The 25,249-nt window shown below is 57.0% G+C and carries 22 protein-coding genes; 7 read left to right on the forward strand and 15 right to left on the reverse strand.

The genetic code is table 11. The annotated features are described in order from the left end of the window. From BM155_RS03925 to BM155_RS03970, 10 genes are all read right to left on the reverse strand, one after another. A complete protein-coding gene (locus BM155_RS03925; protein ID WP_074901178.1) occupies positions 1-747 on the reverse strand; it encodes a spermine/spermidine synthase domain-containing protein in 747 nt (248 codons plus the stop codon). 13 nt (positions 748-760) lie between these two features. After that, positions 761-1,240 carry a GAF domain-containing protein gene (locus tag BM155_RS03930; RefSeq protein ID WP_067153538.1) on the reverse strand — a complete coding sequence of 160 codons (480 nt, stop codon included), beginning with the start codon at positions 1,238-1,240 and terminating at the stop codon, positions 761-763. A 94-nt stretch (positions 1,241-1,334) separates the two neighbouring features. After that, on the reverse strand, positions 1,335-1,772 hold the full coding sequence (locus tag BM155_RS03935) for a hypothetical protein (RefSeq protein WP_067153540.1): 438 nt from the start codon (positions 1,770-1,772) through the stop codon (positions 1,335-1,337). 372 nt (positions 1,773-2,144) lie between these two features. Then, positions 2,145-3,362: a Wadjet anti-phage system protein JetD domain-containing protein gene (locus BM155_RS03940; protein ID WP_175487750.1), complete on the reverse strand. Its 1,218-nt coding sequence runs from the start codon at positions 3,360-3,362 to the stop codon at positions 2,145-2,147. Between the two features lie 77 nt (positions 3,363-3,439). Further along, complete coding sequence (locus BM155_RS03945) at positions 3,440-7,066, reverse strand: ATP-binding protein (RefSeq protein WP_074901180.1); 3,627 nt, start codon at positions 7,064-7,066, stop codon at positions 3,440-3,442. A gap of 160 nt (positions 7,067-7,226) precedes the next feature. Further along, positions 7,227-7,943 (reverse strand): DUF4194 domain-containing protein, encoded by a 717-nt coding sequence (locus tag BM155_RS03950; protein WP_067153547.1) that lies wholly within the window; start codon positions 7,941-7,943, stop codon positions 7,227-7,229. Continuing rightward, positions 7,936-9,360, reverse strand: coding sequence for a Wadjet anti-phage system protein JetA family protein (locus tag BM155_RS03955; protein ID WP_067153549.1), 1,425 nt, complete (start codon positions 9,358-9,360; stop codon positions 7,936-7,938). Before BM155_RS03955 ends, BM155_RS03950 begins: the two co-directional genes overlap by 8 nt. Before the next feature lie 14 nt (positions 9,361-9,374). Next, the gene (locus BM155_RS03960; protein ID WP_067153551.1) at positions 9,375-9,563 is read right to left on the reverse strand and encodes a DUF3012 domain-containing protein; all 189 of its coding nucleotides are present in this window, start codon (positions 9,561-9,563) and stop codon (positions 9,375-9,377) included. Positions 9,564-9,642: 79 nt separating this feature from the next. Continuing rightward, a complete protein-coding gene (gene cysS / locus BM155_RS03965; RefSeq protein WP_067157742.1) occupies positions 9,643-11,016 on the reverse strand; it encodes a cysteine--tRNA ligase in 1,374 nt (457 codons plus the stop codon). 100 nt (positions 11,017-11,116) lie between these two features. After that, the gene (locus BM155_RS03970) at positions 11,117-12,790 is read right to left on the reverse strand and encodes a glutamine--tRNA ligase/YqeY domain fusion protein (protein WP_067153553.1); all 1,674 of its coding nucleotides are present in this window, start codon (positions 12,788-12,790) and stop codon (positions 11,117-11,119) included. A gap of 188 nt (positions 12,791-12,978) precedes the next feature. Between BM155_RS03970 and BM155_RS03975 the strand changes: the two genes are divergently transcribed. The 3 genes from BM155_RS03975 (at position 12,979) to BM155_RS03985 (ending at position 15,512) form a co-directional block, all read left to right on the forward strand. Next, positions 12,979-13,476, forward strand: a complete 498-nt coding sequence (locus tag BM155_RS03975; RefSeq protein WP_067153555.1) for a peptidylprolyl isomerase — start codon at positions 12,979-12,981, stop codon at positions 13,474-13,476. A 127-nt stretch (positions 13,477-13,603) separates the two neighbouring features. Continuing rightward, positions 13,604-14,329 carry a UDP-2,3-diacylglucosamine diphosphatase gene (locus BM155_RS03980; protein ID WP_067153557.1) on the forward strand — a complete coding sequence of 242 codons (726 nt, stop codon included), beginning with the start codon at positions 13,604-13,606 and terminating at the stop codon, positions 14,327-14,329. Positions 14,330-14,408: 79 nt separating this feature from the next. Further along, a complete protein-coding gene (locus BM155_RS03985; protein WP_067153558.1) occupies positions 14,409-15,512 on the forward strand; it encodes a saccharopine dehydrogenase family protein in 1,104 nt (367 codons plus the stop codon). Between the two features lie 21 nt (positions 15,513-15,533). Here BM155_RS03985 and BM155_RS03990 read toward each other — a convergent pair whose 3' ends face one another. Then, positions 15,534-16,166: a malonic semialdehyde reductase gene (locus tag BM155_RS03990; protein ID WP_067153560.1), complete on the reverse strand. Its 633-nt coding sequence runs from the start codon at positions 16,164-16,166 to the stop codon at positions 15,534-15,536. Positions 16,167-16,242: 76 nt separating this feature from the next. On the opposite strand from BM155_RS03990, the gene BM155_RS03995 reads away from it, so the two are divergent. After that, positions 16,243-16,503 (forward strand): DUF3081 family protein, encoded by a 261-nt coding sequence (locus BM155_RS03995; RefSeq protein ID WP_074901182.1) that lies wholly within the window; start codon positions 16,243-16,245, stop codon positions 16,501-16,503. A 62-nt stretch (positions 16,504-16,565) separates the two neighbouring features. Here the strand turns inward: BM155_RS03995 and BM155_RS04000 are convergent, their stop codons facing one another. Together BM155_RS04000 and BM155_RS04005 are read right to left on the reverse strand one after the other, a co-directional pair. Then, complete coding sequence (locus BM155_RS04000; protein ID WP_067153564.1) at positions 16,566-17,207, reverse strand: MiaE family protein; 642 nt, start codon at positions 17,205-17,207, stop codon at positions 16,566-16,568. Positions 17,208-17,266: 59 nt separating this feature from the next. Continuing rightward, on the reverse strand, positions 17,267-18,046 hold the full coding sequence (locus tag BM155_RS04005; protein WP_083421075.1) for an iron-containing redox enzyme family protein: 780 nt from the start codon (positions 18,044-18,046) through the stop codon (positions 17,267-17,269). An 83-nt stretch (positions 18,047-18,129) separates the two neighbouring features. On the opposite strand from BM155_RS04005, the gene BM155_RS04010 reads away from it, so the two are divergent. Further along, on the forward strand, positions 18,130-19,080 hold the full coding sequence (locus BM155_RS04010; protein ID WP_254773105.1) for a hypothetical protein: 951 nt from the start codon (positions 18,130-18,132) through the stop codon (positions 19,078-19,080). A gap of 133 nt (positions 19,081-19,213) precedes the next feature. On the opposite strand, the gene BM155_RS04015 is transcribed toward BM155_RS04010, so the two are convergent. Further along, the gene (locus tag BM155_RS04015) at positions 19,214-19,687 is read right to left on the reverse strand and encodes a DUF1289 domain-containing protein (RefSeq protein WP_074901184.1); all 474 of its coding nucleotides are present in this window, start codon (positions 19,685-19,687) and stop codon (positions 19,214-19,216) included. A gap of 300 nt (positions 19,688-19,987) precedes the next feature. Here BM155_RS04015 and acnB point away from each other — a divergent pair, with 300 nt between their 5' ends. Beyond that, positions 19,988-22,603 carry a bifunctional aconitate hydratase 2/2-methylisocitrate dehydratase gene (acnB, locus tag BM155_RS04020; RefSeq protein WP_175487751.1) on the forward strand — a complete coding sequence of 872 codons (2,616 nt, stop codon included), beginning with the start codon at positions 19,988-19,990 and terminating at the stop codon, positions 22,601-22,603. 226 nt (positions 22,604-22,829) lie between these two features. On the opposite strand, the gene BM155_RS04025 is transcribed toward acnB, so the two are convergent. Beyond that, a complete protein-coding gene (locus BM155_RS04025; RefSeq protein WP_074901187.1) occupies positions 22,830-23,405 on the reverse strand; it encodes a GIY-YIG nuclease family protein in 576 nt (191 codons plus the stop codon). Positions 23,406-23,946: 541 nt separating this feature from the next. On the opposite strand from BM155_RS04025, the gene BM155_RS04030 reads away from it, so the two are divergent. After that, positions 23,947-25,026, forward strand: a complete 1,080-nt coding sequence (locus tag BM155_RS04030) for a linear amide C-N hydrolase (RefSeq protein ID WP_082817461.1) — start codon at positions 23,947-23,949, stop codon at positions 25,024-25,026. The last annotated feature ends 223 nt before the right edge of the window (positions 25,027-25,249 follow it).

Below are 25,249 nucleotides of genomic sequence, written 5' to 3' on the forward strand. Positions count from 1 at the left end.
TCAAGGAAGGCGCCTCAATTGGCAGGGAAGGCGGCTGCGGGGATTACTTGGACTAATCGGGACTGGCGCCTGGGCGGTGAGATCCGCAACAGACAGCACACTGCGACTGGCGACCAGTATGCAGTTTTCATAGGCGGGATGCTCCGCAGTCCAGGCTCCACGCAACTGCCTGCGGATGGCGGCAGCGCGCCAGCCAGAAGCCAGAAGTTCGGTGCGACTGCCGAAATTTGCAACCAACAAGCCTTCTGGACTCAGCAACTGCAACAACTGTTTGCACCAGGGCTGATCCGCCACCACAGCGCGCTCTGCGGCACCGCCACAGTGGCCAAAAAGATCATCAATGATCAGATCAAAAGCACATCTGTCCCCGGCTGTCAGCTGTGCAGCGACATAATCCCGTGCGTCAGCATGCACCAGCTCCACGTCGCGCACGCCAAAATACTTGCGTGCGATCTGCAGGTGCACCGCATCGAGCTCCACACCGACAATCCTGTCCGGTGTTATATAGCGCTGTAGCAGCCGTATCAGGGCACCGCCGCCCACACCGAGCAATAGCACCGAGCGAATCTGCCGCCGCGGGAGAAAAAAAGCCGGCAGTAACAGCATTTCCCACAGAGATCCCTTCAGGGGATCGCGTGGATTCCACTGCGAGTGAAAGACACCATTGCTGTACAAACGCACACTGGCGCCGTGACTGCGCACTTGGTAGTGATTATCCCCTGCCCGCTTTTGCCACAACAATGCCATGGGCTCTGGTGCCTCAAATACCCGAGACCGAAGGAGTGTCCGAGCAGCGCAAAAGAACCCGGGCAAATTCCTGCATACCCGCCAAATCTTCACCGGTAAATCGCGCCCGGGTGGGACTGTCGATATCCAACACACCGAGACAGCACCCATCGGCATAGAGTGGGATCACAATCTCGGATGCGGAAACCGCATCGCAGGCAATATGACCGGGAAACTGGTGCACATCCTCCACCAGCTGCGCCTCTCCAGTGGCTACAGCGGTGCCGCAAACTCCGGCACCGACGGCAATACGCGTACAGGCAGGCTTGCCCTGAAAAGGTCCCAGACGCAATTCGTCACCATGCAAAAAATAGAAGCCGGCCCAGTTGATATCTTCGAGCTCCATAAACAGCAGCGCACTGGCGTTGGCGGTATTCGCCAGCCAATCCCGCTCACCGGACAACAATGCCGCCAGCTGTTCGCTGAGCGATGTATAAAAAGCGTTCAATGACATAAGGAACCCTTATCCAGGTGTACTTAAACATTCGACAGCGGGAAACTTATACCCGCAAAAAGCTGTTCGTCTTCCCACAGGTAGAGGGCGCTTGCTACTGGTATGGGTCCAACAACTCTTGTGATTCCGGCTCCGCATCCGTCGTCGGACCATCCCATTCTGAGTCCTCACCCTCAACGTTGCGGCGCCCGTGGATCGCTGGCGGTGCCGTAGTTACATCGGAGGCTATCAGCTTGCCGGAATGACTTTTAGCCTCTGTTCGCGCCGGTTCCGACACACTAGAAGCGGCGCGTTCACTCCTGTGGATACGTCGAGAAATTGTCTTCAAGTCTGGATGGCGGCGCTGCGCCAGTTTGACGGCTTCCAGCTCACCACTGAGCCGGTTGACTTCCGCCTGCAAATCCCCCAGCTGCGCCTGTAGCTCTGTGATCTGTGTCAGCACGCCCTTGACCTTGCGGCTCTCCTTTTCATACATCACCGCGGCGCCACCAAAGGCGAGAGCGAAGACGACCAGGATAGAAAACTGACGCATAAAAACCTCCGCGAATTCCCTTTTATGCAAAAAATCTTTATTTACAGCAAAGTGGTCCCATCTTCCGAGAACCTGTGCATAAAATGCAATAGCAGGCTATGATCAGGAGGTTCTATTTAGGGAACCTCTGATTAATTCGCGTGAACACTATGGTAGCTTTCGGGGCGCTCAGGCAATAGGACGGACATTTCGAAAACGCACGAGTACTTCCCTGTAGCTCCGACGGATACATCCCTGTATCCGACGGTTTCGAAATGTCCGCCCTATCACCTGAGCTTCAAATCCACCCCCGAAGCGCCTCTGCTAAACGAAAGTGACTTAATCAGAGGTTCCTTAAATACCGCTAAGCGCCAGCGCGCAAAATCCAGTCCATCAAAAGTCCACCTTCGCCGCTGCCGCGTGCAATTCTTCCGGTGTGACCGATTCCTGATCCACATAACAGCCAGTGTGCCAGAGTGCTGGGATCAATTCAGTGTCAGCGTAGTCACAGCCGGTGCTCTCAATGGCGCGCTGGCGGTTCTTCTTTGCCTGCAGTGGCCGATGACCTCCCCCGCTGCAGAGTCGTTCCAACATAGGCGCATACCCCGGACGCCAGCAGTCCAGAGAGGTAAAGCTGCGCCGCAAAGCGGCAGCGATCTGCATCCCCTCGTAATCCAAGTCCCCCCAGAAGTATGCCGGCAACTCCTGCTCGGCCTGCCCCTGCCACCAGCGGATAAACTCTCGACGCGCCGGCTCCGCTATATCGTTCAGGGTGCTGAAACGAGCCACTCCCGGCAACCTGACCCGAGCGGCGCCACCGCGATAACCTTCTATGTACACCAGAGCGGTGGCTTTCGGCTGGCAGTCCGCCAACATCAGAAAGGAGTCCTGGTTTTCCACCATCACCACCCGCTCCGACTGCGACGGCAAGTACAGATGCATCAGCAGCGGGCGCTCCTGTACCCGCTCGCAGAGTTCCGGAAACAGTGCGCGCGCCAGCGCTTGATGCCCATCAGCATCCAGATATTTGGAGTCCCCGAAAAAACAACGCGCGGACAACTGGCGCCATGACATGCCACCACTGTGGGCCAACTCTTCGCCCAACCGGGCCCAACAGGCCAGCAGTTGCTCGTAACCATCGAAGCCGGCATCCAGTTCCAGTCCCCCCGGAGGAAAGGCCTCAGGGTTTTCAAAGCGTGTAGCAAAACGGGTCAGCGCCGCCTGCCACTCCGGGTCCACCCGATGCGGCCGCGGCCTGTCCAGCCATTCGCGGATCATCGCCTCACAGCTGTCCTCAAAAAAAAGGCGTACCCCCTGCCAGGGCGCGGAGCCGGACGGTCGCCGCGCCGGTTCCTTGATTTTGAAGCAGCGGTAATCGCGGGACAGCCACACCAGCTCGTCCCAGAGTTCGCAGTCGTCGTAGGCGGGATCGGTAAATGGGGTCAGTGCAGCTCTCAGTGCCCGGGGAGCACTTTTGGGCGACCCCAGGGTGATAGCGATGCTTTTTTCTTCTCCTGAGAGTATCTGATCGTCCCGCTTGTCGAGGACATATTCCAGCAGTCCCATAATCACAGGGTTTGCCGCAGCCAGATCGGGAATCCGCCTCGCCATCATCTCCTCCCATTCGGGAACTTCTGATTTATTCGCATAAGTGCTGTCTTTGTTTCCTGGGCGTTGGCAACAGCGACTCAAGTCTCAACCAGTTCCATAAAATCCAACGACGCCTGACGGCGAATTGTGCGGCGGTGGTTGGCCCACAATTCGGCAATTTTTTCCCGGTTACAGACTTTGCGGTCCACATAGACGCGCGTGTTCAATTGGCCAATGGGCTTGGGACTGGGGCATTTGCTGAACACAAATTGATTCGAAATCAAATCCATGAAAGGACCGGATTTACTGCTCGGCATAATGAAGAGTAATTGCAGTCCCAATGTCTCGGTCAGATAGCGGATCACCTCTCTGGAACGGGATTCATCCATCTTAGAGAAGGCCTCATCCACCAATACCATTTGCAGATGGCTGCTACCCTCGTTGAAGCGGAAGGCCGAGGTCACCGCGGCGGAGCGGATGATATACGCCGGAGTTTCCAGCTGCCCTCCTGAGCCGGTGCCGTACTGGCTGAGCGCGATAGGCTCCTTGCCTTCGGGCTCTTTGTAGATTTCGTAGTTGCGGTAATTGCGGTAGTCACTGATGCGCTCAAGCTCGCGTCGCGCCAACTGCTCGTCCTCACTGAGCAGCATATCCAGCAGTTTGTCCCGAACCTGCTGATGCTTGGGTGCCAGATCCGCGTCGAAGAGGCTCTGCTCTTCTCCCAGGTTTGGCAACTCAATGACGGCTTTAAAGAAATTCCAGTACTCCTTGAATTCGGGCACCCAGCTGTAAGCGAAGCGGAAGCGTTCGCGGTCGGCCCCAAACCGGTGGTGTTCCAGTTCTTTGTTCAGGTCGTCCAGCACCCGCTTACCATCATTGATGGATTGATAAATGGCATGGCAAAGGTGTGTGACGAAAGTGGTGTTAAAGGACTTTTTCAGTCCTTGCAACTGCTCGTGACGGTCCACTAGCAGATTGTTTTTCAAGCGGTTGCGCAGCGCCTCCACCTGATCGCAGAGACCGCATACCAGTTTAAACAGCACCTCGTTGTGCCCATCACTCAGATCCGGCTCGAAAACCAGCGTGTCACCGGCGGCACAGTTGGCATTGTATTCCATTACCGAGCGATCCAACTGGCGGCAATATGTTTCCAACTGCCCCTGCCACTGCTCGATATCGGCGCCGAAATCAAAGTTATCGCCAGCGCCTTCAACCTGTTTATCCGCCAGCTCCAACACCTTCTCAACATCATATTCCGGGGAGGTCTGAGCGATGCGATGTAACGCGGCCTCACAGTCGCCGAGTGTCTCGTCGAGTGCTTCCAGTTCGTCCGCGAGTGCCTTTAACTGTTTGCCGGTATTTTCCAGGTCCCGCTCCAGCTTGCCGGCCTCGTGCTGAAGGTCCAACTGGATCTTCTGCTGTGCCTGCAACTGTTGGGTCAATTCCCCCAGCTGTCGTTCCAACTGTTCGCAATCTGAAAGGTCCAGGTTTTCCAGCGCCTGCTCGGCACTGCGCCATTCCCGCTGGGCGGCCAGCGCGGCGTCCACCGTCGACACCAATTCCAGATCGCTCAGGTCCCGCACCGCGGCGGCAACCCGGCGGTACAGCTGGTGCTGTTCATTGACCTGTTTCGCTTCGACCACCATCTGCTCCAGCATCCGCTGCTGCGCCGCCAGCGCGCGCGCGCGGGCCCCTTGGCCGAAGACCAGTTCCGCATCGTCGATATCGCAGCGCCACATGCTGTAGTTTCCGCTGGCAATGCCGTCTGCGGTCAGACCGCGACGGGTACCGCGCAGTTCGTGTTCGTCACGCACCTGCAACACAGAACCGTATGAGGCGCGCAGATAGTATTCGGCGGTTTTGTGGTTGAACGCCATCAACTCGACAATGGACCCTTTGGGCAGGGGCACGCGCTCCGCATCCCGGCGCGCCTTGTCCCCCTGAATCACCCGCGCACGGTTGTTGCGGCCGGGCAAATTGCGCACGATACGGATGGCCTGCGCCTCGTAATCGGGTTCAACAATAATGGAGAAGCGGGCGCCGCCGAGATAGCCTTCCACCGCCATCTGCCAGCGCTCATCCAGCACTTCCACATAGTCACACAATACCCGCGGCTCGGCCTGGGGACACTGTTCGCGGATAGCAGCCAGCGCCTGCTCCACCGACTGCGGATAGCGCACCCGGTTGGCCTGCAGGTGTTGAATGCGTTGTTCCTGGTTGCGCAGCTGCTTTTGTAGCTGCTGCACTTTCTGATCCCAGTGGGATACCTGCTGCTCTATCAACGCTTTCAGAGAGCGCTGACCGCTGTCGGCATCAGTAACCAGACCGTGCAGCCGGTTGTGCCGCGCCTCTGTCGCCGCCGCCTGCTGCCGCAGCGCATCGAGCGCGGAGAGATCAATCCAATCCTTGCCCAATAGCTTGTGCAGGTCCGGCAGTGTCTCCTCTTTCGCGACCTCCTTGATGCACTGGGTCAACGTTTTGTTGCCGAGGGCAGGAATATCCAATATTGCCGCGCTGCCGGAGAGCAGTTGCAGCATTTCACTGGCGGCATTGCGGTTGCCCTGCCAGCGCTGCTCCTGAGCCGCCAGCGGGCCGCTCAACTGCGACAGCTGGCGGTGCGCGTTTTTGATGCGCAGTTCCAGTTCGTCCTTGGTGCGCAGCGCATCGATGCCGAGGCGTTGGGCCTGCAACTCGATTAGTTGCCGGTTCAACTGCTCGGCGCGCTCCGCCGCCAAACGTGCCTCGCGAGCATTGTTTTGCTGATCGGCGCGTAACTGCTGCTGATTTTGTTTGCCGGCGAGGTAGCTTCTCTGTACCCGCAGCTGGCGGTGGCGCGCCAGCAAATATTCCTGCAGGCGCAATTGCTGCCACTGCTCGCGGTAGAGTTCAGCGGATTTGGCGATCTGTTCCAGGGAGGTCACCCGCTCAACAATCTGACGCGCTTCCTGTTCCATCGCGTGGATGGTTTTCATCAACTCCGATACGGAGCGAATGGCCTCGCCCAGATCGCGCTTTTCCAGCACTTCCTGGGCAACGAAGTCGTTGATACTCTTGACCGGCTTATAGGCCATAAAGTTAGAAAAGGTGCGCGCGGCATGCATGGCTTCCCTATCTGGAACGGCATCGCGGCGCCCGCGCAATGCGCCGTATAAGCGACGCAGGTAGGCCTTTTTCTTGTCGTACTGCTCGACTTTTTCAAATTGCCGGCTCAACACCGCGTGGAATTTGTCCAACGGCAACAGGTGTTTTCCGTCCTTGTACTCGCGAATAAAATCGCCGATGGCCAGTTGCTCTCCGGGGAAGATAAAGAAACGCAGGTCATCCTGACGTGCCTGCGCCGGCTTGCTACTGCTGTCCAAGTGCGCGCGGATTGCCATCACCGCCGTAAAAGGTTCGCTGTCCTCGCCGCTGGTGGGGTAAAAAACACCAGCGATGTAGCAGTCCGTCGGCGCCAATCGGGCGTAACTGCCATCGTCACAGCCGAGTACATAAGAAGCCAGTGTCCGCACCTGCTTGCCACCTCGGCCCCGCTGCGTCGTTTCATCCTGCCCCGGGTTGAAGGTGAACAAGGTGTCGTGGGCAGCGGTCATCAATGTTTGGATCGCATCGGCGGCCGTGGTCTTTCCGGAGCCGTTGCCACCGGAAAACAGATTGATGGGGCCGAATTCATATTCCAACTGGGGAATATTTCCCCAGTTGATCAAGATCAGCTTTTTCAGAAACATGTTATTGATGCCATCTCAGGTGCACATTAGTGCCGTCGGGAATCCGTTTGCAATCAGTGATCGCAGTACTACGATCCTTGTTCGCCCACAACGCATCGCTGTCAATCGGTGTGTTGTTGCTATTCGGCGCCTTGGTAAGCAGCCGGAAATCTTCCGATTGTTATAGCGACTCGCCGGAAGCAAAAAGGCTGTGATCTTCATTTTCCGGAGTAATGCGTTCCGGTTCCGTCTCTTCCGCTTCCAGTTCCGGCGTCTGCCCACCGAGCAACTGCTGTAATGTTGATTCACTGACGAAGTGGGATATGGTCGGGCGTACTCGCAGCCAGATTTCCGCCATCGATTCCGCTTCCTCACCGGTGAACTGGATCAGGCGCAATTGCCGCAATTTTTTTAACAGGCCTTTGCGCTCCGCCATCTTGTCTGGCAACGACATCTTGAGCAGGTTGCGCAATCCCAGTTCCAGGGCCTCAAGTGAGAGCGCAACACAACCGTTGTCATCCACCTGGCCTTCCCTGAGCGCCTTGTCATATTCGACGCGCAGTACCAATATGGCCGCCACCTCCTGCTGCGTAAGGCGCGCGCGGAAACCGCCGTGATGGGGCTCTTCCTGATCCGGCATCCCTGGCACCTCGGCACCGGGGGGATAAATACGAATAAACTGGAAGCGGCTGTCGTGTTGCAGGCGCAGTCCCAGCGGGGCCAGCCATTCCCGGATCAGCTGTTCGCAGCGTTGGAAACGGTCGTACAAAACCGTCTCCACCTGGCTTTCATCGCGGCAGATAACACCGTAATCCAGCAGGCGCACGAGCAGTTCGGAAAATTCCCCACGGGTCAAGCGGCATTCGGCCAGCGCTTCTTCCAAGGCCTGTTCAATCACTTTCTTTCAATTCCAAGATATATTCATCGAATCGGTCAAAGTAGTCGTTACTCGCGCTCTCGCCAGTAAATTCCACCCTGAGCGCCGCTTCTCCGTTTTGGCTCACCGCGGCCGCCTCAAGGGCGTGGCTCATCGCCAGTAAGTCGCGGGCATCTGCCAGCGGCAGATCGCGACTGTTGATACGGCGCCCTGCGCCCAGGGCTTTGTGCAGATATTCACGCAAGTGACTGCCGTTGAAATTGAACGCCTGATCGAGCAGCTGCTGTAAGAGAATTTCCCGCCGGCTTTCCTCAGCGAGCGGCACTTCCTCGTCCACACGGGTTTCCACCGGTCGGCGGCTGCGCCGCCACAGCCGCACCTGCCGGGGATCAAACAGGCGCAATTGGAAACCCGCCAGATCGCGGCCAAGCTGTGTCAACAACGCGGACCGCTCTTCGCTGTCACCCAGACGCTGGCACAACTCGGCAAAACCGCCTTCGGAGCGGCTGTGCAGATAACTCAGCTGACGAATAATAATATCGGCGCGCTTAGTAAACCCCTGCAATGCCCGGCGCAACGCCGGCAGTTTCACCTCACAGGCCCGGCGCATGCGGTCCTCAATGGTGTCGAGCATCAGCCAAAGCAGTGAGCGCCCTTCTTCTACCAGCTCCGGCAGCAACTGCCGCAGACGCTTCTCCCACTCCGCCTTTAGGGTCTTATCCTTACGGCGGATACGCGCAATCACTCGGTGGATAGCGTCTCGATGTTTTTCCACGCTGTCGGCGGACAAGCGGATAGCCAGATCCGGCTGAAACCGGCTTTCCATAAAGGTGAAAAATTCTTCTGTGGCCTGCTGCACCAACAGTTGCGCCTCCACCTCACGCACCAGTTCACGCTTGCGCTCTTCCAGCTCGGCAATCATATCGGTGAAATCGGCCACGATGCGCTCTGAATATTCCCAGGCGTCGATCAGGTCGTAGATCTCTCCCCTGCCCGCAAAGGCCTCCAGCGCATTTAAGGTATTTCGGGTATTGCGGTGGCGGGTGCGGACACGGGTGCTGTCCACCTCCACCAGCGGCTGGGTGAACAGGCGGCCGCGGCGGCTAAAGGGGTAAGAAACAAGCAAAGTGGCACTGTCCACTTGCTTTTCCAGCCAGCCGTATTCCACCAGCGTGTTCAGGATCCAGCCAGCCTGCTCGCGCAGATTGCGAAAACGACCCTCGGGTTCCTGAGTGGTGTCATCGCTGTCCAACTGCGGAGCGCGAGTGAGTGCCTCAGAAAAAATTTCGAGAATTTGTTCGCGCGCGAGGGACTCGCCGTAATCCGCCTTGGCGGTGTAGAGCCGCTCGTATAGGAGGCGCAGGCACTCTACCACCTGCTCGCGGTATTTACCGGTCAGCGGGCGGAAGAAGTGCTGATAGGAGTCGGCAAAGAACAAGTTGTCGATTCCGCTTACTCTTTTTCAGGTTTCTGATTGAACACACAGTATTTGGTGTAGTCAGTGGCGTCATTCAGAGTCCATTCGCCTTTCGGCGTTTCGTCCATTTTCTCGCACCATTGATCTGAACCGCGCTCGGGCTCACAGGCGGTCAGCATTGGCAAAATGGCGGTGAAAATGGCGGTGACGAGTAATTTTTTCATTCGGATTCCGTATGTACTGCAAAAGATAGCCACAGTGCTACCCCAAATATGATTTCTATCCTGCCATAGAGTGGGAAGACTATTCGCGACGCCACTTGGTACCTTCGCGGCTATCTTCGAGTACCACCCCCTTGGATTTCAGCTCCGCGCGGATTTCGTCGGCACGGGCAAAGTTTTTTTCCTTTTTGCACTGGGCCCGCTCGGCAATCAACCGCTCGATCTCCTCCTCGGAAATTTCGGCGCCGCCGCGGGCCTGTTTGAACCAGCCCTCGGGGTCCTGCTGCAAAATACCCAGTTGCTGGCCGGCCCCGAGCAGCATGCCCTTCCAACGTGCCTTTTCCACATCGCTTGCCTTGTTCAGCGCTCTGGCCATCTGGTGCAGCTCGCCGATGGCAACCGGGGTGTTCAGGTCGTCCTCCAGTGCCGCCATAAATGCGGTGCCCTCTATATCCTCGCAACTGGCTTTTACATCCGCGGCCTCGCGCAGCGCGCCGTAGAGGGAGTCCAGGCTGCGCCATGCCTGGTCGAGCAGGTCTGAGCTAAAGTTCAATTCCGAACGGTAATGGGCGGACAGGAGTGCAAAGCGCAGGACTTCTCCCGGGTACTGCTGCAGCAAGTCGTTAACCAAACGGAAGTTGCCCAGGGATTTAGACATCTTCTCGCCTTCTATGTTGACGTAACCGTTGTGCATCCAGTAGCGCACGAAGTCAACGCCATTTGCGCAGCAGCTCTGGGCCCGTTCGTTTTCATGGTGCGGGAATGTGAGATCGCGGCCACCGCCATGAATATCGATGGTGTCCCCCAGATGCTTCTTGATCATCGCCGAGCATTCCAGGTGCCAACCGGGACGGCCGCGTCCCCACGGGCTGTCCCAGCCGGGTTCATCTTCCCTGGAGGGTTTCCAGAGTACAAAATCGCCCGCGTATTTTTTGTAAGGCGCAACTTCTACCCTGGCCCCGGCGAGCATATCGTCCAGGGAGCGTTTGGAGAGCTTGCCGTAATCCGACATGGTTTCCACCGCAAAGAGCACATGCCCCTCCGCGGCATATGCGTGCCCTTTTTCAACCAGTTGCTCAATCAAGGCGATCATTTCCGGCAAATGCTGAGTGGCATAGGGGACAACATCCGGCTCCAGGTTGTTGAGGGCGGCCATATCTTCGAAATAAGCCTGGGCGTAGCGCTGGCTCAAAGTGCCAATGTCCTCCCCCTTATCCCTTGCCGCCTTCATAATCTTATCGTCGATATCGGTGATATTGCGCGCGTAGACGACATCGGCGAACCGCTTCTTCAATAGACGGTAGAGAGTATCGAACACCACGGCCGGGCGGGCGTTACCTATGTGCACCCGGTTATAGACGGTAGGGCCGCATACGTACATGCGCACGCGGTCTTCCACCAGCGGTTTGAAAACTTCTTTCTTTCCGGAAAAAGTGTTGTAGAGCTGTAAGGCCATAAATTCGGTCTTTCGCGCCCTCAAGGGCCGCGCCACGTAACGTTTTTTGCCGTACGCCCGCGGCGCACGGCTGCGATCGTTCGGCTTTTCAGCCAAACATTTACTTGTTTTGCTCCTTGGCCCAGGAATCCCGTAGACCAATAGTGCGGTTAAACACCGGTTTTTCCGCACTGCCGTATTCACTGTCGCGACAGAAGTACCCGTTGCGCTCGAACTGGTAGCTGATACCAGCGGCTGCGGTGGCAAGACCGATTTCCGCCTTACAACCTTCGAGAACCTTGAGGCTGTCCGGATTCACACTATCGAGGAAATTCTTTCCACCGGCGTCCGGATTCGGGTCACTGAACAGGCGATCGTACAAGCGCACCTCGCACTCCACATGCTTATCTGCGGAAACCCAGTGGATCACGCCCTTGGGCTTGACGCCGTCCGCCGGGTCCTTGCCAAGGGTGTCCAGATCTACGGAACAGATTACCTCGACAATTTCTCCGGCCTCGTTCTTGACGACCTCTTCCGCCTGAATCACATAGGCATTGCGCAGACGCACTTTCTTGCCCAACACCAGGCGTTTGTATTTTTTATTGGCTTCTTCGCGGAAATCCTCTTTTTCAATGTAGAGGGTACGGGTAAACGGCAGCTCCCGCGCCGGCAGATCATCGCGCACCGGGTGTCCAGGGGCACTGAGCACCTCCTCTCTGCCCTCCGGGTAGTTGCGCAGTGTCACCTTGAGCGGCTCCAGTACACACATGGCACGGGGTGCCGTCTTGTCCAGCTCGTCGCGGATACAGTATTCCAACATACCCACATCCACCACGGAATCGGAGCGGGTTACGCCGATCATCTCGCAGAAGTTGCGTATCGCCGCGGGCGGCACGCCACGCCGGCGCTGACCGGACAGTGTGGGCATGCGCGGGTCGTCCCACCCATCCACGTACCCCTCATCCACCAGCTGTTTCAATTTACGCTTGGAGACCACTGTGTAATTCAAATTCAGACGCGCGAATTCGTATTGGCGCGGGTGCGACGGCACTGGCAGATTGTCCAGGAACCAATCGTAGAGCGGTTTGTGGTCCTCAAACTCCAGGGTGCAGATGGAGTGGCTGATCCCCTCGATGGCATCGGACTGGCCGTGGGCAAAGTCGTAACTGGGATAGATGCACCACTTGTCCCCGGTCTGGTGGTGGGCCATCTTTTTGATACGGTAGATGACCGGGTCGCGCAGATTGATATTGGGCGCAGCCATATCGATTTTGGCGCGCAGGCTGCACTCGCCCTCGGCAAATTCACCATTTTTCATCTGCTCGAACAGCGCCAGGTTCTCCTCTACGGAGCGGTCCCGGTAGGGACTGTTGGTACCCGGCTCAGTCAAAGTGCCCCGGTACTGACGCGCCTCTTCAGGAGTCAAATGGCAGACGTAGGCCTTGCCTTCCCGAATCAAATGCAGAGCCCACTCGTACAACTGGTCGAAATAGTCCGACGTGTATTTGACCTCACCGTTCCACTGATAACCGAGCCAGGATACGTCGCGCTTGATCGCCTCAACGTACTCTTCCTCTTCCTTGGCCGGATTCGTGTCATCGAACCGCAGGTTACAGCTACCGCCGAATTCCTGTGCGAGACCGAAGTTGAGGCAGATGGACTTGGCGTGGCCAATGTGCAGGTAGCCGTTCGGCTCCGGAGGGAAACGCGTGACCACTTGAGACACCCGGCCCTCAGCCAGGTCTTCGCGAATGATGTTCTGCAGAAAGTGAGCAGGCTTGCTCTCGGAAGTCATAGGATTCTCTACTACAGCTGTGCGAATTGAAACGGCGGATTATAGCCTAGTTGAGACACAGAATACCGGTTTTGAGTCATGGACTCGAATCAAAGCAGTTCATTTTTTACACAGAGATGGCATTGCCATTTTACTGCCCCGGTCGACAAGGTATTATGCCGCCGCAAATTCATCCAACAGGACACTTTATGATCACCCTGCACACGACTTACGGCGACATCGCAATAGAATTGAATTTCGACAAGGCGCCCAAGACGGCGGCCAACTTCCTGCAGTATTGCCGCGATGGATTCTATACCGGCACCATTTTTCACCGGGTGATCGACAACTTTATGATCCAGGGCGGCGGCATGACACCGGACATGCAACAGAAGGAGACCCGCGATCCCATCGAGAACGAAGCGGACAACGGCCTCAAGAACGACACAGGCACCGTTGCCATGGCCCGCACTATGGACCCTCACTCCGCCAGCTCTCAGTTCTTTATCAATGTGCAGGACAACGACTTCCTGAACTTCCGCAGCAAAGACCCGCAGGGCTGGGGATACTGTGTATTTGGCAAAGTGGTAGAGGGCATGGATGTCGTCAATAAAATCAAAAGCGTGGAAACCGGCAGCAGAGGCTTCCACCAGGACGTACCGCTGGAAACCATTGAGATTACCGGTGTAACCATCGCCGAGGACTGACCTCGGCCTTCACTGTGCGGAAGCCCCAATAGGCTGCGATTCACCCCATAGATCAAAGGCACCGCAGCCGGGGACCGCACCTACCAAAGCACCAGACTGCTATGCCGGCGTCCAAGAGGCACTCGCTGTGACCACTTACCTGATTTCCGATCTGCATCTGGACGAAACCCGTCCGCAAATCACCGCCGCCTTCTTCGATTTCCTGCGCAACCGCGCCGCCGGTGCAAAAGCGCTGTACATTCTGGGAGATTTTTTCGAAGTCTGGATCGGCGATGACGACGACGCCCCATTGGCCAACCAAGTGGCACAGGCGCTACGCGAATACAGTAGTACAGGAGTGGAAGTCTACCTGATGCACGGAAACCGGGATTTCTTGCTGGGTCATGATTTTGCCCAGCGGGCCGGTGCCACCCTTCTGCCCGACCCCAGCTGTGTCACATTCAATGGCCAAAAAGTACTGTTAATGCACGGTGACACCCTGTGCACCCGCGATATCGAATACCAAGCGTTCCGGCAGCAGGCCAGAGATCCGAACTGGCAAAAGAACCTGCTGGCCAAGCCCCTTGAAGAACGCCGCGCCATCGCCGCGCAGATCCGCGCCGTCTCCAAAACCATGAACAGTCGCAAGGCAGAAGACATCATGGACGTCACCGAGGACGAAGTCGAGAGAGTGATGCGCGAACATGGAGTACAGTTGTTGATTCACGGCCACACCCACAGACCTGCCCGCCACCCGCTGTCCGTCAAAGGCGAACCGGGCGAACGTATCGTACTGGGTGATTGGGGTGAGCACGGCTGGTGCGTCAAGGTGAGCGAACATCACCTTGAATTGATGCACTGGCCCATAGGATGATCGAGCAATCCGACAAGGTTACCCTTCTTCGGTGGAGAAGGGACAATAGAAGACGCAAGAGAAGGTCCGCATTACCGGGATGGTCAAGAATAACAACAGGAAGCGCGTACTGATTCTCGGTGGCTACAGCGTCCTCGGCACACACATAGCCAGGCTGCTCAGCGCCGATCCAAACCTACAGTTGACCATTGCCGGGCGAGACAAACTCCGGGCGGAATTCTGCGCCTCCAAGCTGCCGGGCCCAGCTGAGAGTCTGCATCTGGATTGGGACGCCACGGACCTGCCCGCGCAACTCAAAGCGCTGAGTCCGGACCTGCTGATTCACTGCGCCGGCCCCTTTTGCAGCGAGCCGGACTACCAGGTGGCGCGCGCCTGTATCGAATCCCGAACCCCCTATCTCGATATCGCCAATGCCCGTCGTTTTGTTTGCGACTTTCGCCGCCTGTCTGCAGAGGCCAACGCCGCTGACATTCCCATGATTTCGGGCGCAGGCCTCTGCCCGGCACTCAGTTCCGCAGTCCTAAAGGAAATCCGGCGGGAACTGCCGCTCATTCACACTGTGAACATCGCGGTGGCACCGGCAAATGACAACGAATTGGCTCCGGCAGCGCCTATCGGCGAGCCATTCCCACAGTTGCAGGACGGCCTGTGGCGGGAAACCTTTACCGGCAACCGCCTGCGCAGGATCAGTCTCGCGCACCCGGTTGGGAAACGCTGGCTATTCGATGCCGATGTGCCGGACCTGGAACTCTGTGTCCAATGGATACCCGCGCTGCGCAGCGTGCGGTTCGCCACTGGCGTCGAATCACGTATCACTCAAATCGGATCGACCCTCTGTGCGCATTTAATGCAAATGAATTTCCCCACCCCCGGCAGGAGCCTCAGCCTCAATCTGGCCCGTTACAGAGCCCGCACTAACGGACACAGCGGCATATTGATCCGCGCCGAAGGCAAAGATACCCGCGACGCCCCGGCGGGCATTCAGTGGCAAATGCTCGGATTGAACGGCCAGGGCCCGTGGATGGCCGCCGCTCCGGCGGCCGTCATGGCCCGCAAACTGTTGCACAAAGGTTCTGAATTCATCGGTGCCAGCGCCTGTTGGCAACTGCTCGACCTGGAGGAGATCCTGGCGGAACTGACACCCTACCCCATCGTCACCGCTACTGAACGACTGGAACTGTAGATATCGACTGCCGCGCGCCCGTCACAAGATTTTACAAACCTCGTCAAATTCAAACCGGCGGCTTCTCGGGTGTAGTATACTGTGATCTCCATAACCCAGATTGCACAGGAAGTTCGACTTAATGTAACCCTCTGAGCAGCACTCCTGCTGGAAATCCCGCCCAAACGCCTTCTCACTAAAAAATTCCCGATCCACCATAGCGTTGTCGAAACCCGACATGGGACCGCAATCCAGCCCGAGAGAACGGGCAGCGAGAATAAAGTATCCGCCCTGCAGTGAGCCATTGCGGAAAGCCGTGGTGACTGCCAACTCTGGATTATTCACAAACCAGTTCCGCGCCGGCGCATGTGGAAACAGCCTAGGCAGATATTCGTAGAATTTCAGATCATAAGCGATGATCGCAGTAACCGGCGCCGCCATGGTTTTTTGTACATTTCCCTCGTTCAGCGCCGGCTTCAATCGCTCCTTGCCTTCCTTTGTTTTAACGAACACTATGCGTATGGGGCAGCAGTTGGCACTGGTGGGACCCATTTTCATCAGATCGTAAAGCTGTTTCAGTGTCTTATCGCTCACCGGCTTGTCGAGCCAGTGACTGTGAGTTCGCGCCTCGGTGAATAACTGCTTCAGGGACGCCTCGGGAAGTCTCTCACCCATAACGGTCTCCAATGTGAACAAAGCCCCTAACTTGAGACACTATAGTGTGGTTTAACCTTGAAAAAAGAGCGCAATCGTGGAACAAGAGCACAAGATCGACGTCAAGCAGGCGCTGCGGGTGTTCAACCGAATCACCAGGGAGGGGCAAAAAGAAGGCGACCAATGGCGCTACCGGGGGCTGACCGCGAGCGCGGATTTTGATGGCTACACCGTATTCATCAAATCCGCCAAAGTGGCATTAACGATATTTTTTCACAACAAGTACTCCGTCGAGTACAGTAGTGCGCGCGACCTGCAGGAGTTCGTGGATCTCCTTCAAATACTCGACCGCGACTAGTTTGGGCTCTTCTGATGAATTCGCGCCCTGTTGGCTGAGTGCCCCGCTATCAGCTACAACGCTTATGTGACTGATTCAGCGGTTGGCCGGGCTGCGGGTACGCCGCTGTGAAAACGGAATTCGCCATCCTCACCCTCAACCAATGCCTGCTCCACTTCCAGCAACTGTTGCACACGCGAATAGATATCCCGCCCGGCCGCCTTGCGCGCCAGAGACAGATAATCACGGAAATGACGCGCCTCGGACTTGAGCAGTGACACATAGAATTTTTGTAGTTCCTCGTCCAGATAGGGAGCAACACGCGCAAACCGCTCGCAAGAGCGCGCCTCAATAATCGCCCCACAAATCAACGTATCCACCAGGCGGTCCGGCTCCCGGGTGCGCACTTCGGCGCGCAACGCGGCCGCATAGCGCGATGCACTGATATGCGGATAGTCAATACCCCGCTTTTCCATAATCGCCAACACCTGCTCGAAATGGCGCAGCTCCTCTCGCGCCAGGCGCGACATCTTGTTCAACAATTCGAAGTCATTTAGATAGCGGAACATCAGATTTAACGCCGTACCTGCCGCCTTCTTCTCACAATTGGCGTGGTCCACCAGCATCAGCTCAGGCTCTGCGAGGGCCGCCTGCACCCAGGCGTCTGGCGTCGGGCACAGCAGGAAATCGCGAATAGCGGACAGATCGGGTATCGGATCGCTCATAGGCTTTGAAACGCAACAACAAAAAAAGAGGCGCATTATATCCGTCCAAAGCGGTTTTTTCAGTGCCGCGCCTGCACAGCCCGCACCAACCCACAATGCTCAGCCACCTCGTCGCGGTAGCTGTACCAGGCGTGCAACACCTGCCCCATCCATTGCAGCACCTGCGGGCGCGCGGCTTCACTCGCACAGTCCAGCATCAGGTGCCAAGCGGCCTTGCGATGGCGTCCCACTTCCTGCCGATGAATCCGGCTGAGCGCTAGGTTCTGAACCGGCAGCCCATAATACTTGACTAGAGGGTGCTCCGACGGCGCAAATTGCGGCTGCCGCTCTACCTTCGGCTCCAGCACACCCCGCTCGTATTCCGAACCCTCGAGAAAGATCATTGTCACCGCCGCCGCGACTTCCCAGCCATGCCCACAACAGGCTTCATCCAAGAGCGCCCGAAAGCGCGCCGCTGCGGGCAAAAGACGTATATGCCGGAAGCGCTCCAGATTCATACCCAGGCCCCGCGGATATTCGAGAAACAACGCCGCATGAGATTCACTACCGCTCAGACCGCCAGTTTCTCTTTCGTAAATGGTCTCAGCCAATACCCGGCGCGCGGCAGGCACGGGGCATTGCACATATGCCCGAGCGACCAGAATGGGATAGTCACGCACGTAAGTGCCGTATTCCTGTTCCAGGTGGATATGCAATAACTCCTTTGCAACCTGCCCGCCAGTGAATGCCGGCCAGGACCAGTGGACTTTGCGCTCCATCACCCGCAGCAGTCCCTCTTTGAATTCACAGCGGTTCATGGGCCAATGATAGGCCCCCGCCATCTCGCCCAGTACACGCACACTGGCGACTTGTTGTGTGGCACGATTCTTGGGGTTGGCATCAGCGGCGCAAATTGATAACGACTTATTAAGTGGATAATATTATGCGTAAATTTTTGTACGCATTGGAAATGACTGATCATCAAAAGCTCGCGGCAGCCATCCCGCCGCTGCTGGAAAAACTCTACACCAGCACTGCCGCTCTGCGCTGCAGCCTAGAACAACTGCAGGAATCCCCCAGGCCCTGGCAGTCCTATCTACTTCAACCCCCCTTCGCCCGGGATGCAGCGGCACAACTGGATATGACGTTTGATCGCCCCTTCGCGCTGACCGGCGCCCTCTTCGCACAGCTGAATTACTGCGATACAGCGGGGGACGCCCGCAGCACCCTGCAGATTCCCGGTCTGCTGGCCGTTCCAGAGAGCACTATCGCCCTGGCCCGTCAACTGAACACAGACAAAGCCGCCTTTGCTCAGGCGGTCAGCGATTTCAAATCCGCCCTCAAAGACCGCACCGCGCCGGAGCGGGACCTGAGTGTACGGGAACTGCTCAGTGCTGCCGGCTATCCCCGTGCGCACTTGCGCCAGTGCTACCGCCAAATTTTGCTGTGCCCGAAACGGCCGGACGCCATCGCGCTGTCTTGGATCAAGGCGCGCAAGTCAATTCGTAAAGTCACGGTTCAGTGGTGTGAGAGAAAACTGGTACAGCTGGACCCACAAGGCGCCGATCCGGGTATTCAATACCAGCGCCATTTGCTGGCCGAGCTGCCCAATAGCCGCCACGATGATTTGCGCCAGGTTCAGGTGCAAAGCCGCCCCAACCTGCAGGTGGCTGAGATATTCCGCGACGATCAGGGAGAAACTTACCGCCAGGTTGGCTACTCAGCCATGCCCGTGCTTGTTCCGGCCGACGAACGGGGACAACTGCCTGACTTCACCCGCGTAGACCACCAGCCCGGCCCTGGCCGGCGGCGGCAACGGCGCGATCTGGCGCTTCCCACTGAGCCACTGCTGCCCGCTCTACGCGTCTTCCTGCGACAATCGGACTCCAAGTGATAGAGGGCGCGTGCCCCGGCGCAAGGTCCAGGAATACACGGTTAACAACACATTTCGGCCACTTCACAGTTAGCGCCCGGAGCCAAAGCGTAAGACAAGGACCGCAGGAGATGGGCAGAGCTCCGGAAGCGCATCAATCAGAGGACCCTTCGCCGGCATTCTGTAGCCCCGGCACCACATAGCGCTGGTAGTAGGCAACCGATAAGGCATAGAAGTCCTCATCAATGCGCTTGCGCAGAGCAACGAGAGAGATTCCGCGCGCCTGGGGAGTGCGCCTGAGACCATAGTGAGCGGGATCATCTATCTGGCTGGCACCAGCCCGCAATAGTTCGAAAACCCAGCAGTAGGGGTTCTGGTCCTCATCAAAGCGGATCTGTTGGTGGCGTAACTGCGCCAGAAGCAGATCCCGGTCTACAATTTCCAGCTGACTACGCACCGCATTGGCTAAATAACCCTCTCGACGCTCGGCAATAATGCGCCGCTGCTCCTCCGAGTATGCATTCCAGTGGATCACCTCGTGGGAAAAGCGCTTACAACCCCGGCACACATCGTCGCCAATACCAGTGGAACAGACCCCAATGCAGGGCGTTCGGACCTTTTTGTACATCAATCAACCAAATCCGCCTGCCCGGTGTAAACCGGTCAAAAAATTTGGCCGCTAGACTATTTTGTTTGGATGCGGAAGAAAAGGTCGCTGCACACGCAGCAACCAAAATTCATCAAACAAATAGCCACAATTCGCGCAAGTTATTGATTTTTCAATAAACTTAACAGCTATAGGGCTTTGCTGTAGAATTCGCCACCCGCCTCCAGCGGCACGAATGCAAAGAAATCCCGGCACAGAAAAAAACGATCGGGAATTCCATCCGCTGTTGGTGCCACCCCACACACCAAGAGGGACTTATCCGTGCTTGAAGCCTATCGCAAACACGTAGCCGAACGCGCCGAACAGGGCATACCCCCGAAACCGCTGGATGCCGAGCAAGTAGCCGGCCTGGTGGAACTGCTGAAAAACCCTCCCGCCGGTGAGGAAGAGGAACTGGTTGAATTAATCACCCACCGGGTGCCGCCTGGTGTGGATGAAGCCGCCTACGTCAAGGCCGGCTTTCTATCCGCCATCGTCAAGGGCGAAGCATCTTCCCCGCTGATCGATCGTGAACACGCCGTGAAACTGCTCGGCCAAATGCTGGGCGGCTACAATATCGCCACCCTCGTGGAAATGCTGGAAGACGCCGACCTGGGCGCCCTGGCCGCGGAGCAACTGAAAGGCACCCTGCTGATGTTCGATGCCTTCCACGACGTGGAAGAGAAGGCCAAGGCCGGCAATGAAAACGCCAAGGCTGTATTGCAGTCCTGGGCGGATGGCGAGTGGTTTACCAAGCGCCCCAAAGTACCGGAAAGCATCAAAGTCGCCGTGTTCAAAGTAACCGGCGAAACCAACACCGACGACCTGTCCCCAGCTCCCGATGCCTGGTCCCGCCCGGACATCCCCCTGCACGCCCTGGCCATGTACAAAATGCCGCGCGAAGGGCTGGAGCCGGAAGAACCCGGGGTCAAAGGTCCACTGAAGCAAATCGAGAAAGTAAAAGCCAAGGGCTTACCGGTTGCCTTTGTGGGCGACGTGGTCGGCACCGGTTCTTCCCGCAAATCCGCAACCAACTCCGTACTCTGGTACTTCGGTGACGAAATGCCCGGCGTACCGAACAAAAAGTCCGGCGGCATCTGCATCGGCGGCAAGGTTGCCCCTATCTTCTACAACACCATGGAAGACGCTGGCGCACTGGTATTCGAAGCGCCGGTGGACGAGCTGAACATGGGCGATATCATTGAGATCCGCCCCTATGACGGCAAGATCCTCAGCGAAGACGGCAAGGTACTGTCCGAATTCAAACTGAAGTCCGAAGTACTGCTGGACGAAGTCCAAGCCGGCGGGCGCATCAACCTGATTATCGGCCGCGGCCTGACCGGCAAAGCCCGCGAATCTCTGGGATTGCCGCCCTCCACCCTCTTCCGCAAGCCTGAGCAGCCCCAAGACACCGGCAAGGGCTACACCCTGGCACAGAAAATGGTTGGCCGGGCCTGCGGCGTCGAAGGCATTCGCCCCGGCACCTACTGCGAACCCAAGATGACCACCGTGGGCTCCCAGGACACCACTGGCCCCATGACCCGCGATGAACTGAAGGATCTCGCCTGTCTGGGCTTCTCTGCAGACCTGGTAATGCAGTCCTTCTGCCACACCGCCGCCTACCCGAAGCCGGTGGATATCGACACCCAGCACACTCTGCCGGACTTCATCATGAACCGTGGCGGCGTTTCCCTGCGCCCCGGTGACGGCATTATTCACAGCTGGCTGAACCGCATGCTGCTGCCCGATACTGTCGGTACTGGCGGCGACTCTCACACCCGCTTCCCGATGGGCATCTCCTTCCCAGCCGGCTCAGGCCTGGTAGCCTTCGCTGCCGCCACTGGCGTTATGCCGCTAGATATGCCGGAATCCGTACTGGTACGCTTCAAGGGCGAAATGCAACCGGGCATTACCTTGCGCGACCTGGTACACGCCATTCCCTACTACGCGATTAAGCAAGGCCTGCTGACCGTAGAGAAGAAAGGCAAGAAAAACATCTTCTCCGGCCGCATCCTCGAGATTGAAGGCCTGGAGAACCTGACCGTTGAACAGGCATTCGAACTGTCCGATGCTTCTGCCGAACGCTCCTGTGCCGGTTGTACCATCAAGCTCTCCGAGGAGACCATTGCCGAGTACCTGCGCTCCAACATCACCCTGCTGCGCTGGATGATTGCCGAAGGCTACGGCTCCAAACGCACCCTGGAGCGCCGCGCCCGCGCCATGGAAGCCTGGTTGGAAAACCCGGAGCTGCTGGAAGCGGACGCCGACGCTGAATACACAGAAGTGATCGAAATCGACCTGGCCGAGATCAAAGAGCCGATCGTGTGCGCGCCCAACGACCCGGACGACGCCCGCCTGCTCTCCGAAGTGGCCGGCGACAAGGTCGACGAAGTGTTTATCGGCTCCTGTATGACCAACATCGGCCACTTCCGCGCTGCGGGCAAACTGCTCGACCAGCACAAAGGCGGCATCTCCACCCGCATGTGGATAGCACCGCCCACCAAGATGGACGAACACCAGCTGATGGAGGAAGGCTACTACAACATCTACGGCGCATCCGGTGCCCGCACCGAAATGCCTGGATGCTCCCTGTGTATGGGTAACCAAGCTCGCGTGGCCCCCAACAGCACCGTGCTGTCCACCTCCACCCGCAACTTCCCCAACCGCCTGGGCGATGGTGCCAACGTCTATCTGACCTCGGCAGAACTCGCAGCTGTGGGCGCTATCCTCGGCAAACTGCCCACTCCAGAGGAATACATGGAGTATGCGAAAAACATCAACTCCATGGCGGGCGAGATCTATCGCTACATGAACTTCGACCAGATTGCGGAATTCCAAAAATCTGCCGAAGAAGGCAAGCGCATCGCCGCCACTGAAATTCAGGAAGTCTCTGCTTAAGCGATAACCTGAACCACGTTAAAAAGCCCCGCTCTGACGAGCGGGGCTTTTTTGTACGGTGGGCAAAACATCTGGAAATAAAGTGAAATATACCTCTGCCCCACTCATGGCGAGATGAGCCAATTCATGCATTCACCGATCGCCGACAAAACCAAGCGGCGCGGGCCCTGGCGACGAGAGTAACACCGAAATCATCGCGCGTGGAAAATGAGCGCCAATTTTTGTATCAGCGCTTTCTGAGGGTCGACCCACGGGCATCCAGGCGCGCCATAATCGCCCTCATCTCAGCAGCCTCTTCCGCCGCCTGTTTGGCTTTGGCGGCTGCGATGGCTGCCTTTTCTGCCTCTATGGCCTCCTTGATCCTGCGCTCTTTAGCGGCGCTGCCAGTGCGACCGCTCGACAGCTTCTCCTTGACTGGCTTTGTGCCAGCACGCGATTTCCCCTGTGTCGCGGACTTCCTGGCAGCTGTGGTTGCAGATCTGGACTTTGGCTTGGGAGTCAGGGATGCGTTGCCTGTACCGGGCCGGACGGTTTTGATACCAGCAAGACTTTTACCACCATAGGTCTCGAGCGCCTCCTCCAAATACATCTTCAGTTCCGCCGGGTCTTCAGCCGCTGCGAACATATTCACCGAGAAAGCATCCGGACCAAATGTCTTTAGCTCTTCATAAAACGGATGGTCGACACCAAGGGCGAGCGCCTCCTGGAATTGCTTGAACCGGGCTTCCGGCGACACACCTTCCCGCGTAGTGCCGACCCAAACTTCATCTGTCCTCTCGTTTACAAGGGTAAATACGATCATAGAACCTTAAACAACTTTTTAACGAAAAAAATTAGACCACCGATTCAGAATACTCTGAAAGGCTAAAAGGGCGCGCATTCTAAAGAGTTAAAAATAAAAGTGCAGTCTTGACTTGGCGGAATATAAATAACTGCGGACAAACCAAGATGATTATCAGCGCACAAAAGTGAGTTCAAAGCTTGAGCACTTACTTGGGAACCTCTGATTTATTCGCTTACTGACGGTAAAGATACTTCGGAGTCCGATGAGAGCCTCAGGCAATGTGGTCCAGCTAGGAAGACTCCGCCCAGCCCCTTACCCACTGCGACCACATGTATCCATTCCGTCACTGAGCCCGCGTATCCCATACATAAACAAGCCGATTCTCCCTGCACAACTGCAGCCCCCCGAATAGTGGCGCTCCCGACCGTACCCTTTGGCAGCTCTAGCCCTGTAAAACCGGCTTCCTGTATATCCAACCCAGACTGCTACTCTTATTTCGTCAGCCCTTTTACGACCTTCACTATAGGGCCGGCGCTCACAAGTCCAAGGAGTTCACAGAATGACCCTTCGCCTTCAAATCTGGGCGGCAAATCGGGCGAGAAGCTGCCTGGCCGCAGCCGGTATCACTGCACTGAGCAGCGCTATCCCAATCCAGGCAGATGCCTGTACCCGGGTACTCTATGAGACAGGTAGCGGAAATTACTTGACTGGCCGCAATATGGATTGGAGCGACATGAAAGCGCAGATGGATCTCTGGGTTTTCCCCAGCGGAATGCAGCGCAACGGCGGTGTCGGCAAGGGCTCCACTACGTGGACCTCGAAATACGGCTCAGTGATTATCAGTATCTATGACAGCGTAACGTCTGATGGTGTCAACGAGGCGGGGTTGGCCGGTAATATGCTCTATCTGGCGGAATCAGACTTCGGCAACGCCAAGAACCGCGGCAAACCACTGATCTCCGTTGGCGCCTGGCTGCAGTATATGCTCGACAACTACGCCACCGTGGCCGAAGCCGTAAAGGCCATGCATTCCGACCCACTTACGGTTATTCCAGCCACAGCGCCGAATGGGGCCCCAGCCCTGGCGCACCTATCCCTGTCAGATCCCAGTGGCGATTCGGCAATTCTTGAGTTTATCGACGGCAAGTTAAATATCCACCACGGTCGCCAATACCAGGTAATGACCAACTCACCAGTTTACGATCAGCAGCTAGCGATCAATAGTTACTGGAACCTTATTGGTGGCGACCACTTCCTGCCTGGCACCATCTCCGCTCCCGACCGCTATGTACGGGCCAGCTACGCCCTGAAAACCAGCCCGAAATTTAAAGACAAACGAGACGCAGTTGCTTCCATTTTTTCCCAGATGCGCTGGGTCAGCACGCCCCTGGGCATGAGCGATCCGAACAAGCCCAATATTGCCCCCACCCTATGGCGCTCGGTCACCGACCATGAGTCTAAACGCTACTACTTCGATTCCGTGATCAATCCGGTCGTCCTCTGGGTGGACCTCGACAAGCTCGACCTCAGTCAAAGCGGAAAGGTATTGACCCTCAACCTCAACGCCCCGAACGATGCGGGCGGAGAGATTAGTGGGAAGCTGAAACCCGCCGTCCCCTTTACATTTATTGCACCTTGAGCCTAGGGAAACCCATAAACACCTATGGTTAACCACAGCTACTGAGGCCACACCTCAAAACCAACTCATCCTACCTCACGATATCTAGATAACCTTTGATTAATTCGCTCTCAGACGATAAAAATACGCAGCGCCCAGACTGCGGGAGCCACCCAATGCACCCGCCTTTAATTCCTAACCTGTAGATTCATTATGTGCGCGTACCCTATCAGCAACTCAGGAG

It is taken from the genome of Microbulbifer thermotolerans, from assembly GCF_900112305.1.
GTDB classification, from domain to species: Bacteria; Pseudomonadota; Gammaproteobacteria; order Pseudomonadales; family Cellvibrionaceae; genus Microbulbifer; species Microbulbifer thermotolerans.